The organism is uncultured Serinicoccus sp. (genome assembly GCF_947500995.1).
Lineage (GTDB): Bacteria > Actinomycetota > Actinomycetes > Actinomycetales > Dermatophilaceae > Ornithinicoccus.
This window is the reverse complement of record NZ_CANMUA010000008.1, coordinates 161,857-174,779: the sequence shown is the minus strand read 5'-3', so window position 1 is coordinate 174,779 and position 12,923 is coordinate 161,857. Positions and strand designations below refer to the sequence as shown.

Below are 12,923 nucleotides of genomic sequence, written 5' to 3'. Positions count from 1 at the left end.
GGCGAGAGACGCGTTGGTATAGTTGATACATCAACGACCCCAGGAGGGTGAGTCAGGTGCAGTTCGGGATCTTCAGCGTCGGCGACATCACGCCGGACCCCACGACCGGTCGCGTGCCGACGGACGGCGAGCGCATCGCCGCGATGACGTCGTACGCCCTCAAGGCGGAGGAGGTCGGCCTCGACGTCTTCGCCACCGGGCAGCACCACAACCCGCCGTTCATCTCCTCGGCGCCGACGACCCACCTCGCCTACATCGCCGCCCAGACGCAGCGGCTGCAGCTGTCGACGGCGACGACCCTCATCACCACCACCGACCCGGTGCGCATCGCGGAGGACTACGCCTTCCTCCAGCACCTCTCCGGCGGTCGGGTCGACCTCATGATGGGCCGCGGCAACACCGGCCCGGTCTACCCGTGGTTCGGCAAGGACATCCGCCAGGGCGTGCCGCTGGCCATCGAGAACTACCACCTGCTGCGCCGGCTCTGGCGCGAGGAGGTCGTCGACTGGCAGGGGAAGTTCCGCACCCCGCTGCAGGGCTTCACCGCCACGCCGCGCCCGCTGGACGGCACCCCGCCGTTCGTCTGGCACGGCTCGATCCGGTCCACCGAGATCGCCGAGCAGGCGGCGTACTACGGCGACGGCTTCTTCCACAACAACATCTTCTGGAACATCGAGCACACCGCCCAGATGGTCGGCCTCTACCGTCGCCGCTTCGAGCACTACGGCCACGGGTCGGCCGACCAGGCCGTCGTGGGCCTCGGCGGGCAGGCCTTCATCGCCGGCAGCGAGGCCGAGGCCAAGCGGACCTTCCGCCCCTACTTCGACGTGGCCCCGGTCTACGGCCACGGCCCGAGCCTGGAGGAGTTCAGCCGGATGACCCCGCTGACGGTGGGCACGCCGGAGATGGTCATCGAGCGCACCCTCGGTTTCGCCGACGCGGTCGGTGACTACCAGCGCCAGCTCTTCCTCATCGACCACGCCGGGCTGCCGCAGGAAGTCGTCCTGGAGCAGATCGAGATCCTGGGCCGTGACGTCGTGCCGGTGCTGCGCCGCGAGTTCGAGGCGCGCCGTCCCGCGCACGTCCCGAGCGACCCGCCCACCCACGCCTCGATGGTGGCGCAGGGCCCCGACGCCCCGCACCACCTCGTGGCCCCGGCCCGGGGCGCCGCCGTCGGCGCCCCCGCCTGACCCCCGCACGGCATACCGAAGGGAGCACGCCATGACCCGCCGCATCGTCGTCCTCACCGCAGGGCTCTCCCAGCCCAGCTCCACCCGGCTGCTGGCCGACCGGCTCGCCGACGCCGTCGTCACCCAGGTGAGCGCCCGCGGGGAGGCCGCGACCGTCGAGGTGGTCGAGCTCCGCGAGCTCGCCCACGACCTGGCCACCACCATGACCACGGGCGGGATGCCGACCCCGGCCGTGGAGGCGGCGCGCGAGCTCGTGTCCGGTGCGGACGCCCTCGTCGCGGTCACCCCCGTCTTCGCCGCGAGCTACTCCGGGTTGTTCAAGATGTTCGTCGACGTGCTCGACCCCGAGGCGGTCGCCGGCACGCCCGTCCTGGTCGCCGCGACGGCCGGCACGGCCCGGCACCAACTCGTGCTCGACCACGCGTTGCGCCCGCTGTTCGCCTACCTGCGCGCCGCGGTCGTGCCGACCGGCGTCTTCGCCGCGACCGACGACTTCGGCGGTGCCGGGTCCGGCGAGCTCGGCGAGCGGATCACCCGTGCCGCCGGCGAGCTCGCCACGGCGGTCGTCGCCGCGGTCGTCGTCGGGCTGGGGTCGGACCCCGCGTCCGGTCGGGCCGGGACGCGCGTCGGGCAGGACGTCACGGACTTCGAGGACCTGCTCGCCGGACTGGGTCAGTAGTCGCCCAGCAACCCCGGGCAGACTGGACGGATGAGCGAGCGGCGCGGCGGAGGGTGCACGAGCGTCCTCAGCCTGCTGCTCGTCCTGGGGCTGGTCATCAGCATGGTGGTCTACCTCTCGCCCGTCCTCGACCTCGGCAGCATCCGACGGACGGTCTACTCCGAGCGCTCGGCCGGTGTCGCCGGCTCGGGGGGTGAGGGCTACACCTTCATGCAGGTGAGCGACGGCGGTCGACCGGTGACCTGGGGATGCGCCGCCCGCATCGAGGTCGAGGTCAACCCGCAGGGGGCGCCGGAGGGGTATGCCGAGCTCGTCGCCACCGCAGTCCAACGGGTCAACGAGGCCAGCGGGTTCACCTTCGTGGTGACCGGGGAGACCGAGGACCGCGAGTTCCAGGGGCGGCAGCGCGGACCGGTCCTCATCGGCTGGGCCGACGAGGGGGAGGTGCCCGAGCTCTCCGGTGCGACGGCGGGCCTGGGGGGTGCGTCCTACGTCGTGGGGCCGGGTGGGGACGCCCGCTCGGTCGGGGGCATGGTCGTCCTCGACACCGACATGCCGGGCGGCTGGCTGGGCGGGCTGGACGAGGAGACCGTCCTGGTCCACGAGCTCGTGCACGTGCTGGGGCTCGGGCACTCCGACGACCCGGGGGCGCTCATGGCCGCCGAGAACTCCGGTCAGGACGAGTTCACCGACGCCGACCTGGCCGGCCTGGCCGCGCTCGAGGAGGCGGCCTGCGGCTGAGGCGGGGGTCCCGCGTCAGGCCGTCAGCTCGGCGAGCTGCTGCAGGCCTTCCTGCTCGAAGGCCTCGTCGCCGACCTGGTGGGCCCACACCGCGGTGCCCACCGCCTCGGCGAGCAGGAGGTCACGCCACCACGACGGGCGGGGGTCGGTGCCGTACCCCTCGAGGAACGCCGCCTCCAGGCGGGGGTCGTCGCGCCACTGGCGAGGCTGCATCCGGGCCAGGTCCGTGGCGGCGGGCCGCCACTGCGCCCGGCCGAAGTCGATGACCGACACGGTGCCGTGGTCCACGACCCAGTTGCGGGGGTGGTAGTCCCCGTGGGTCGGCGTGAGCGTCACCGGGCCGACCGGCCACCGGGTGAGCCGTCGCTCGACGCGGTCGACCTGGGCCCGGGGGATGCGGTGCGGCTGGTCGAGCCAGCGACGGGCGCGGACCCGCTGCTGGTCCAGCCAGTCCTCGTCGGTGCGGGAGGACTGCCCGTGCAGCCGGCCGAGCAGCTCCCCGGCCTGGTGGTAGCTCGCGGGGTCGTGCTCGGCAGGCGTGCCCTGCACCAGGCGGCCGGGCAGCCACGTCGCCACGAGCAGGTGGGCGTCGAGGTCGGCCCGGACCAGCGTCGGTGCGCGGTCGGGCAGGAGCGGGGCGGTGACCTCGCGGTGGGCGACGACCTCCCGCGCGAGGTGGTGGTCGTCGGGGGAGCTGGCCTTGACCGTCAGGTCGCGTCCGGCGTGCCGCACCCGGAGCACGGTGGTGCTGACCAGCCCCCACGAGTGGTCGCCGAGCACCGTGTGCCCGGGCAGCCAGGTGTCGAGCAGGGCCTGCTGGGTGGTCGTCAGCGGCATCGGACCAGCCTAGGCCGACCTCCGTGCCGGACACGCAGAAGCCGCCCCTCGGGAGTGGTCCCGGGGGGCGGCTTCGGAAGGCGTGAGGTCAGCCGCGGATGTGCTCGATCGGGCGCCAGGAGCGACCGATCTCGAGGATCACGTGGGTGCTGCTGCGGAAAGCCTTGGACAGAGCGGTCATGGTGGCCACCTTTCTTCGCGTCGGGGTCTGACAGGTTCTAGTCTGACAAGATTCTTGCTTTAGCACAAACGGACATTGCTTACGGATACCAGGAAGTTCCGCTTAACCATCGGGCCGGCGTCCGTGCGGTGGCCTGCCGTCGGGTCGGGTGCCCTCGCCGCGCGGTCGCGGCCGTCGTCGCGGATCCTCTCCTGACATGGGGGAAGCCGCCCCCGGGACGAGGTCCCAGGGGCGGCTTCCAGGCAGCGTCGGGTCAGCCGCGGATGTGCTCGATCGGGCGCCAGGAGCGACCGATCTCGAGGATCACGTGGGTGCTGCTGCGGAAAGCCTTGGACAGAGCGGTCATGGTGGCCACCTTTCTTCGTGCCGGGGTCTGATACGTCTTACTCTGACAGTATTTTCCCTTTAGCACAAACGGACATTTCTTATCGGTATGTGTAAGATGCGCTGCATGTTCTCTCCCGAGCACCTGGTCAGCCTCAAGGCGGTCGTCGAGGAGGGCACGGTGCTGGCCGCGGCCGACCGCCTCGGCCTCACGGCCTCGGCCGTCAGCCAGCAGCTGACCCGTCTCCAGAGGGAGGTCGGACAGCCCGTCCTCGTGCGCCGTGGCCGCAACGTCGTCCCCACCGACGCCGCGGAGGTGCTGGTGCGACTGGCCGCCCAGGTGGAGCAGCTGGACGAGGCCGCACGGGCCGAGCTGGAGCACCTGACCAGTGACGTCTCGGGTCCGCTCGTGCTCTCCTCTTTCCCCACGGGCATCGTCGGTCTGCTCGCCCCGACCGTGCCCACCCTGCGCGAGCTCTACCCGCTGCTGCGCCTGACCGTGCGGGAGCTCACCCCGGAGGGGTCGCTGCGGGCGCTGCGCCGCGGCGAGGTCGACCTCGCCGTGGTCCACGACTGGACCGACTACCACAAGGCCCTGCCGGAGGGACTGGTCTCCACCGTCCTGGGCAACGACGTCGTCGACCTCATCGCCCGGCACGACCACGACCTGCGCATCGGGCGCACCGGCATCGTCGACCTGCGGGACTGCGGGGGACGGGACTGGGTGGACGACTCACCGGGGGTCTTCAGCGACTGGCTGCTGACGGCCCTGCGCGAGCGCCACCTGGACTACCGGATCGCCGCGACCGCCGACACCCACCCCAGCAAGATCGCCCTCGTGGAGGCCGGCTTCGGCATCGGACTCATGCCGCGGCTGGGCCGCCCCGAGCTGCCCGAGGCGGTCGTCGCCCTGCCGGTGAAGGACCCCCCCACCCGGCGCGTGATGCTCGTGCACCGCGACTCCAGCGAGCGGCGGCCGGCGGTGGCCTCGGTGGCCGCGGAGGTCCGTCGGGTGTGGGGGCAGAACACCCACCCCGCCTGAGGGCAGCTCCTGCCCCGGCGCGGGGCCACCCGCTGGATCCCCGTGCCGGTCGGGCTCAGGACTCGCGCGGCTCCATGCCGGTCGCGGACTGGAGGCGGTCGATGTGCTCGGAGGCCTTCGCCTTGGTGAGCCCCTCGGCCGGGATCTGCTCGCCGGCGGCGCTGGCGAGCCGGTCGAGGTAGGACTTCTGCGCCTCGGTGGCCGGGTCGTCGCCGGTGGTCCAGTTCTCCGGGTCGCGCTCGAGCTGGTCGTCCGGGGACTGCGGGCTGGGGGCGCCCAGCATGTCGGGGTCGTCGGTGGCGCCGGCGGCGCCCGCGTCGGGGTCGTCGGCGGCGCCGGTCGGGGTCTGGTCGTCCATGGGGTTCGTCATGGGACCGACTCTAGGGCGGGGGTCCGACAGTGGCGCGCCCAAGGCTCCTGCTGACAGGCATACCTGCCCCGGTGTAGGGATGGAGGTATGACGCCGACGTCGAACGACCGCACCGCACCCTCGCCGCACCCGGCCTACCGCGCCGCCCGCGACCAGCTCCTCGAGCTCTACGGCGACCCGGGGCGGGCCCGGGAGGAGTTCCGCTACCCGGACGTGGGGGAGCGCTTCAACTGGGCGGTGGACTGGTTCGACGCGATCGCGCGCGGCAACGACGCGCCCGCGCTGGTCGTCGTCCGGGAGGACGGCTCGGACGAGACGCTGACCTTCGACGAGGTCGCCACCCGCTCCGACCAGGTCGCCGCGTTGCTGGCCCACCAGGGCATCGGCCGGGGCGACAGCGTCATGGTCATGCTCGGCAACCAGGTCGAGCTGTGGGACACCATGCTCGGGGTGATGAAGCTCGGGGCCGTCCTCATGCCCACGACGACCGCGGCGGGTCCGTCCGACCTGCGCGACCGGCTGGAGCGTGGTGGCGCCCGGGCCGTGGTCGTCGACGCCGCCGACACGGACCGGTTCGACGACGTGCCGGGCGACTACGCCCGCCTGTCCGTGGGAGAGGCGGCCGGCTGGACCGACCTGCGGACGGCATACGCCGAGCACGTCAGCCACGCCGAGCACCCGGGCACCGGCCCCGACGACCGCCTCCTGCTCTACTTCACCTCCGGCACCACCAACCGGCCCAAGCTCGTCGAGCACACCCAGGTGAGCTACCCGGTCGGCCACCTCTCGACGACCTACTGGCTGGGCCTGCGCCCCGGCGACGTGCACCTCAACATCTCCAGCCCCGGCTGGGCCAAGCACGCCTGGAGCTGCTTCTTCGCCCCGTGGATCGCCGAGGCGACCATCCTCGTCCACGCCTACCGGCGGTTCGACCCCGACGCCCTGCTCGACGTGGTGCGACGCCACCGGGTCACCAGCCTGTGCGCCCCGCCGACGGTCTGGCGCATGCTCATCAACGCCGACCTGTCCGGCGGCCCCGGTGTCCTGCGGGAGGTCATCGGTGCGGGCGAGCCGCTCAACCCCGAGGTCATCACCCAGGTGCAGCGGCAGTGGGGCCTGACCCTGCGCGACGGCTACGGCCAGACCGAGACCACCGCGCAGATCGGGAACTGCCCGGGGGACCGGGTCAAGCCCGGGTCGATGGGTATGCCGCTGCCCGGCATCCCCTCCGTGCTCGTCGACCCGCAGACCGGGCGGGTGGTCGGCGGCCCGGGGGAGGGCGAGATCTGCCTCGACCTGTCCGCGTCGCCGGTGGCGCTGATGACCGGCTACCAGGGGGACGACGAGCGCAACGCCGAGGCGATGACCGGCGGTTACTACCACACCGGCGACGTCGCCGAGCGGGACGCGACCGGAATGATCACCTACGTCGGGCGCACCGACGACGTCTTCAAGGCCAGCGACTACAAGATCAGCCCGTTCGAGCTGGAGTCGGTGCTCATCGAGCACCCGGCGGTCGCCGAGGCGGCCGTGGTGCCCGCACCCGACGAGGTGCGCCTGTCGGTGCCCAAGGCCTACGTCACCCTGGTCGCCGGGCACGAGCCGACCGCCGAGACCGCGCGCTCGATCCTGGCCCACGCCCGCGAGCACCTGCAGCCCTGGCAGCGGGTCCGCCGGCTGGAGTTCTTCGAGCTGCCCAAGACGATCAGCGGCAAGATCCGGCGGGTCGAGCTGCGGGCCCGGGAGGAGCAGCTGGCCTCCGGCGCGGGCGGGGACGAGGCTGCCGGCACCGCGGCCGCCACGACGGGCGGAGCCGCCGGTGCCCCGACCGAGTGGCGCGACAGCGACTTCCCCGACCTGCGGGGCTGAGGCCCCCGGGCGGGCACGGCCGCGGATGGTGGGCCTGTCGGTGGGTCGACCTATCGTGAGCACGTGAGCACGATCGTCCTCCTGCACGCCCATCCCGACGACGAGGCCAGCGGCACCGCCGGCACGACGCGGCTGGCCGTCGACGCCGGCCACCGCGTGGTCATCGTCTTCGCCACCCACGGCGACCACGGGACGCTGCCGCCGGACCTGCGCGAGGGCGAGACCGTGGTGGACCGGCGGCGCGCCGAGGCGCAGGCCGCCGGCCAGGTGCTGGGGACGGACCGCATCGCCTGGCTGGGGTACGCCGACTCGGGCATGACCGGGTGGGAGCAGAACGCCCACGAGCAGTCCTTCCACGCCGCGGACACCGACGAGGCGGCACGTCGGCTCGCGGCGGTCCTCGACGAGGAGGACGCCGACGTCCTCGTCGGCTACGACTGGCACGGGGGCTACGGCCACCCCGACCACGTCAAGGTGCACGCGGTCGCGCACCGGGCCGCGGAGCTGGCCGCCCGCCGCCCGCGGCTGCTGGAGAACACCATGAACCGCGACCACGTCCGTCGCATGGTCGAGGCGGCCAGGCAGGCCGGCACCATCGGCGAGGACGAGGACTTCGACCCCGACGGCCCGGCCGACGACGGCAACCCCATGGGCACCCCGGAGGCGGAGATCCACTGGCACGTCGACGTGCGCGAGGTCATGGCCACCAAGCGGGCGGCCCTCTCCGCGCACGCCAGCCAGGAGGACGTCGGGTGGATGCTCGGCATGCCCTCCGAGCAGTTCGCGGCGATGTTCGGCGACGAGTGGTTCATCGAGCCGGGCCGCGCGCCCGGCCTGACCCACGCGCATCCCCTGGCCTGAGGGGCGGCGGTCGTGCGGCATACCCTCGGAGGATGAGCGACGCGCCGGAGCCGATGCCCGAGTCAGACCGTGGGGTGCCGGAGGGTGCCGACCTGGGGCTCGCCCGCGGGACCGACTTCCTCCACCTGGACGAGCTGCTCACCGAGCAGGAGCGCGCGATGCGCGACGGGGTGCGCCGCTGGTGCGACGAGGCGGTCGTGCCGGCCGCGCAGGAGTGGTGGGAGGCCGCGAGGTACCCCGCCGAGATGCTGCCGGGGTATGCCGCCACGCGGGTCGCCGGGGCCTCGATCGAGGGCTACGGCTGCGCGGGGGTGTCGGCGCTCGCCGACGGGGTGATGTGCGCCGAGCTGGCCCGGGGGGACGGCTCCATCGCGACCGTCAACGCGGTCCACTCCGGGCTGGCGATGACCTCGGTGCACCTGCTGGGCAGCGAGGAGCAGCGGCAGCGCTGGCTGCCGGGGATGGCGCGCGTGGAGACGGTCGGTGCCGTCGCCCTCACCGAGCCGACCCACGGCTCGGACGTGGTCAGCATGGAGACGCGGGCGCACCGGGACGGCGACCACTGGGTGCTCGACGGGGCCAAGCGGTGGATCGGCAACGGCTCCGTGGCCGACCTGGTGGTGGTCTGGGCGCGGGACGACGACGGCGACGTGGGCGGTTTCGTCGTCGAGTCGCCGCAGCAGCTGGACGGCTGGGACGCGCAGGTCATCGACGGCAAGATCAGCAACCGCGGGGTGTGGCAGGCCCACATCCGCCTCGACGGGGTGCGGGTCCCGGCCGAGAACCGCCTCGCGGAGGCCCGCACCTTCGCCGACACCAACCGGGTGCTGGCCCGGTCCCGCCAGGCGGTGGCGTGGGAGGCGATCGGCCACGCGGTCGCGGCCTACGAGGGCGCGCTCACCTATGCCCTGCGCCGAGAGCAGTTCGGCCGCCCGCTGGCCAAGAACCAGCTCATCCAGGACGACCTCGCGCGGATGGTCACCCTCATCACCTCGATGCAGCTCATGTGCACGAGGATGAGCCAGCTGCAGGACCAGGGGCGCTGCACCATCGAGCACGCCGCGATGGCCAAGCTGCACACGACGACGGCGGCCCGTGAGGTCGTGGCGACCGCCCGCGACATGCTCGGCGGCAACGGCATCCTGCTCGACCACCACGTCGCGCGACACTTCGCCGACCTCGAGGCGACGTACACCTACGAGGGCAGCCGCACCGTCCAGTCCCTCCTCGTCGGCCGGGCGGTCACGGGCACCAGCGCCTTCCGCTGACCCGCTGTCACCGCTGCCGCTCCGTGACCGCGGCTAGGGTGGGAGGTATGGCGAACCCCACCACTCCCGGTCCGTCGCCCCAGGGTCCGTCCGACGGTCCGTCCGAGGTCCCGCCCGAGTGGCGACCGGCGATCCCCCAGCCGGGGGAGCGGCCCGTGCCGCGCGAGGAGGTGTGGGACCGGCCCGCCCCGTCCGCGTCGGCAGGCGCCCCCGCACCGCACCGCCAGCCGAGCCAGACGCTGGGCACGCTCATGGGCGACATCACCCGCACCGGGTCCTGGCAGGTCGCCGAGCGGACCACGCTCATGATGTTCCTCGGCGACGTCAAGCTGGACCTCCGCGAGGTGCTCGGGCCCGGGGAGACCCTGGACATCACGACCTACACCGGGATGGGCGATGTCAAGATCGTCGTGCCGGCGGGGACCCGGGTGGAGCTGCAGGGCTTCACCCTGCTCGGGGGACTGCGCCACGACGTCGACCCTGCGGCCCAGGGGGTGCCCGAGACCGGGGCGTGCGTGCGGGTCAACGCGACCAGCCTGCTCGGGGACGTGCGGGTCCGGACGATGCCGCCAGACGACGGGTCCAAGCCGCCGCGCGGATGGCGCTGGACGCAGAAGCGCTGACCCGGGCGACAACCAGGCGCGACGCCCGGTGGGGTGTCAGGCAACCATGTGCGACGCCCGGTGGGGTGTCAGGCAACCATGCGCGACGCCCGGTGGGGTGTCAGGCAACCATGTGCGACGCCCGGTGGGGTCCCGCCCGCTGGGGGTCGCGCCTCAGTCCGTCGGCACGTGCCGGCGGAACCACTCCAGGCTCGCGGCCCACGGGCCGCGCCGCTCGGCGAGGTCCTCCAGCAGCGGGGTGAGCTCGGCGGAGAAGCTGACGGAGGACTCCAGCGGCAGCAGCGAGGGCAGGTTGTCGATGGCGATGACGTCGAGCGGGTGCCCGGCCGTGCCCACGTCGCGCACGGGCTCGGCCCACGAGGTGATGGCCGTGTTCACGGGCAGCAGGTTGTTGTCCGAGGTGACGTCGCAGGTCACGTCGCCGATGGTGCGCAGGCGCCGCGGCACCGGGACGTCGGCCGGGGTGACGAACGGTTCCCGGGGGGTGTTGCTCACCACGCAGTTGACGAGGATGTCGTGCTCGAGCAGGGCCGCCTTGTCCAGCTCGACGGTGTCCGCACGGTCCCAGCGCGTCACCGCGCACCCGGCGAGCTCGAGCGCCTCGACCGCCCCGCGCCCGGACCGTCCCCGAGAGCCGATGACCAGCGCCCGCTCCGGGTCGCGCCCCTCGGCGCTGCTGCGCAGCTGCGCGTCCAGGTCCTCCCTGGCCATGGGGGCGACCCCGCCGTCCAGCAGACCGCGGTGCCGCAGCACGGAGAGGGCGGCGCCGACATACCCCGCCCAGAACCCGAAGGCGACGACGCGCCGGCCGTCGAGCGTGAGGTACTCCACGTCCAGCAGCTCGCCGCCACCGCGCCGGAACCGGTCCAGCGTGACGTCGGCACCCTCCTGCCCCTTGTAGGCGTGCGCGAAGAAGACGTGGGTGTGCGCGAGGTCGGCCGGGTCCTCCGGCAGCTCCTTGATCCCGACGACGACCGCGCCCTCGGGCGCGTCGATCCACGACCCGTACGGCGCCACCGAGCACCCGGCCTCGACGTAGTCCTCGAGGTCGACGACCCGGCTGGGCGACTCCTCGACCGTCACGACATACCCGTCGGCCACCAGCCGGGCGGCATCAGCGGGGACGATCGGCACGCGCTGCTCGCCCGGACGGGCCTCGGCGCGGATCCACAGATGGGGACGACTCATGCCTCCAAGGGTATGCCGACTCCCACCTTCTCCTTGCGTCAACGTGCGTCGATCAGGAGCGGTCGTGCGCTAGGTTGAGCCGGTCACATCGGCGTGAGAGGGGCTGGACGGATGAGCGGTCAGGTCGTGCGGGAGCAGGGCGAGTACGACTACGAGCCGAGCGACCGCGAACCACCCCGGCCGGCCGGACGGACCTGGGCCTTCCGGCTCGGGGGCGTGGGTCTCGCCGCGCTGGTCTACCTGCTGCTCGGCGGGGCGGACATGTCCGGCGACGCGCGCTTCGTCGCGGCGGTGGCGGTGCTCATGGCCGTCTGGTGGATGACCGAGGCGATCCCGCTGGCAGCGACCTCGTTGCTGCCGATCGTGCTCATCCCGCCGCTCACCGGTCTCGGGGTGGCGGACGCGACGGCCCCCTACGCCAACTCCATCGTCTTCCTCTTCCTCGGCGGCTTCCTCATCGCCATCGCCATGCAGAAGTGGAACCTCCACCGGCGCATCGCCCTGCTCACGCTGCGCCGGGTCGGCACCCACCCGCGGCGCATCATCCTCGGGATGATGATCTCCACCGCCTTCCTGTCGATGTGGGTCTCCAACACCGCGACCACCCTGATGATGCTGCCGATCGGCATCTCGGTGCTCGCCCTCGTCGTGGAGAACAGCAGGCAGGCGGCCTCGGCCTCGGCCCCCGTGGCCGACGGGGACCTGGCCGAGGAGGTGGGTCAGGGACGCGCGGTGAGCGACGTCGTCAACGACCCGGACGTCCGCCTCTTCGGCGTCGCCCTCGTCCTCTCGATCGCGTGGGCCGCCTCCATCGGCGGGCTGGGCACCCTGCTCGGCAGCCCGCCCAACGCCATCGTCGCCGGCTACCTCGCCGACGAGCTCGACCAGGAGGTCGGCTTCCTGGCCTGGATGCTGCTGGGTGTGCCCATCGTCGTCGTCTTCATCGGACTCGCGTGGTTGCTCATCACCCGGCTCATGTTCCGCTTCAAGCTGCAGGAGATCCCCGGCGGGCGCGACCTCATCGACCACGAGATCGACCAGCTGGGGCCGATGAGCCAGGGCGAGAAGGTCGTGCTCACCGTCTTCTGCGGTGCCGCCTTCCTGTGGATCGTCCCCGGCCTGCTGGCCAACATCCCTGTCCTCGCGGAGAACGCGGCGTGGCTGGGCGAGCTCGACGACACCGCCATCGCCATCGGTGCCGGCCTGGTCCTCTTCCTCGTGCCCGGTGACCGCGAGGGCCGGATGACGCTGGAGTGGGACGACGCGGAGGAAGGTCTGCCCTGGGGGGTGCTGCTCCTCTTCGGCGGTGGCCTGAGCCTCGCCGCCGCGGTGGCCGGCACCGGGCTCGACGAGTGGTTCGGCACCCAGGTGACCGGCCTGGGGGCGCTCCCGATCGTGCTGCTGCTCGCGGCCGTCGTGACCATCGTGCTGTTCCTCACCGAGGTGACCAGCAACACCGCCACCGCCGCGACCTTCATCCCGGTGCTCGGCGGTGTCGCCGTGGGCATCGGCGTCGACCCGATGACGCTGCTCATCCCGGCGGCGCTGGCCGCGACCTGCGCCTTCATGCTGCCGGTCGGCACCCCGCCCAACGCCATCGTCTTCGGCACGGGGGCGGTGAAGATCCAGGAGATGGCCCGTGGTGGAATCGTCCTCAACGTCGTCGGCGTGGTCCTCATCACCCTCTTCACGGTGCTGATCGGACCCTTCGCCCTGGGTCTGGTGCTCTAGGAGGGAGCCGGCGGGCGGC

General features: G+C 72.7%; 12 protein-coding genes. 9 read left to right on the top strand and 3 right to left on the bottom strand.

The features are described 5' to 3' along the window. The first annotated feature begins 56 nt into the window (after positions 1-56). The 3 genes from Q0967_RS13535 to Q0967_RS13525 are packed head-to-tail and all read left to right on the top strand — an operon-like array spanning position 57 to position 2,610. Positions 57-1,190, top strand: a complete 1,134-nt coding sequence (locus Q0967_RS13535) for an LLM class flavin-dependent oxidoreductase (RefSeq protein WP_298750087.1) — start codon at positions 57-59, stop codon at positions 1,188-1,190. Positions 1,191-1,221: 31 nt separating this feature from the next. Beyond that, positions 1,222-1,869 (top strand): CE1759 family FMN reductase, encoded by a 648-nt coding sequence (locus tag Q0967_RS13530; protein ID WP_298750084.1) that lies wholly within the window; start codon positions 1,222-1,224, stop codon positions 1,867-1,869. Between the two features lie 30 nt (positions 1,870-1,899). Continuing rightward, entirely contained in the window at positions 1,900-2,610 is a 711-nt protein-coding gene (locus Q0967_RS13525) for a matrixin family metalloprotease (RefSeq protein ID WP_298750082.1), read from the top strand. Between the two features lie 15 nt (positions 2,611-2,625). On the opposite strand, the gene Q0967_RS13520 is transcribed toward Q0967_RS13525, so the two are convergent. Continuing rightward, positions 2,626-3,447, bottom strand: a complete 822-nt coding sequence (locus tag Q0967_RS13520; RefSeq protein ID WP_298750080.1) for a phosphotransferase enzyme family protein — start codon at positions 3,445-3,447, stop codon at positions 2,626-2,628. A gap of 632 nt (positions 3,448-4,079) precedes the next feature. On the opposite strand from Q0967_RS13520, the gene Q0967_RS13515 reads away from it, so the two are divergent. Further along, positions 4,080-4,994, top strand: a complete 915-nt coding sequence (locus Q0967_RS13515) for a LysR family transcriptional regulator (RefSeq protein ID WP_298750078.1) — start codon at positions 4,080-4,082, stop codon at positions 4,992-4,994. 55 nt (positions 4,995-5,049) lie between these two features. Here the strand turns inward: Q0967_RS13515 and Q0967_RS13510 are convergent, their stop codons facing one another. Further along, positions 5,050-5,277 carry a DUF3072 domain-containing protein gene (locus tag Q0967_RS13510; RefSeq protein WP_298750309.1) on the bottom strand — a complete coding sequence of 76 codons (228 nt, stop codon included), beginning with the start codon at positions 5,275-5,277 and terminating at the stop codon, positions 5,050-5,052. A gap of 174 nt (positions 5,278-5,451) precedes the next feature. Here Q0967_RS13510 and Q0967_RS13505 point away from each other — a divergent pair, with 174 nt between their 5' ends. The 4 genes from Q0967_RS13505 to Q0967_RS13490 all read left to right on the top strand — a co-directional run bounded on the left by Q0967_RS13505 (position 5,452) and on the right by Q0967_RS13490 (position 9,985). Continuing rightward, complete coding sequence (locus tag Q0967_RS13505; protein ID WP_298750076.1) at positions 5,452-7,233, top strand: AMP-binding protein; 1,782 nt, start codon at positions 5,452-5,454, stop codon at positions 7,231-7,233. Between the two features lie 63 nt (positions 7,234-7,296). Further along, on the top strand, positions 7,297-8,094 hold the full coding sequence (locus Q0967_RS13500) for a PIG-L deacetylase family protein (RefSeq protein WP_298750074.1): 798 nt from the start codon (positions 7,297-7,299) through the stop codon (positions 8,092-8,094). A gap of 32 nt (positions 8,095-8,126) precedes the next feature. Continuing rightward, positions 8,127-9,362: an acyl-CoA dehydrogenase family protein gene (locus tag Q0967_RS13495; protein ID WP_298750072.1), complete on the top strand. Its 1,236-nt coding sequence runs from the start codon at positions 8,127-8,129 to the stop codon at positions 9,360-9,362. A 47-nt stretch (positions 9,363-9,409) separates the two neighbouring features. Beyond that, complete coding sequence (locus Q0967_RS13490; RefSeq protein ID WP_298750070.1) at positions 9,410-9,985, top strand: LiaF domain-containing protein; 576 nt, start codon at positions 9,410-9,412, stop codon at positions 9,983-9,985. A 153-nt stretch (positions 9,986-10,138) separates the two neighbouring features. On the opposite strand, the gene Q0967_RS13485 is transcribed toward Q0967_RS13490, so the two are convergent. Beyond that, positions 10,139-11,173, bottom strand: a complete 1,035-nt coding sequence (locus Q0967_RS13485) for a saccharopine dehydrogenase (protein WP_298750067.1) — start codon at positions 11,171-11,173, stop codon at positions 10,139-10,141. Between the two features lie 111 nt (positions 11,174-11,284). Between Q0967_RS13485 and Q0967_RS13480 the strand changes: the two genes are divergently transcribed. Continuing rightward, complete coding sequence (locus Q0967_RS13480; protein WP_298750065.1) at positions 11,285-12,904, top strand: SLC13 family permease; 1,620 nt, start codon at positions 11,285-11,287, stop codon at positions 12,902-12,904. The last annotated feature ends 19 nt before the right edge of the window (positions 12,905-12,923 follow it).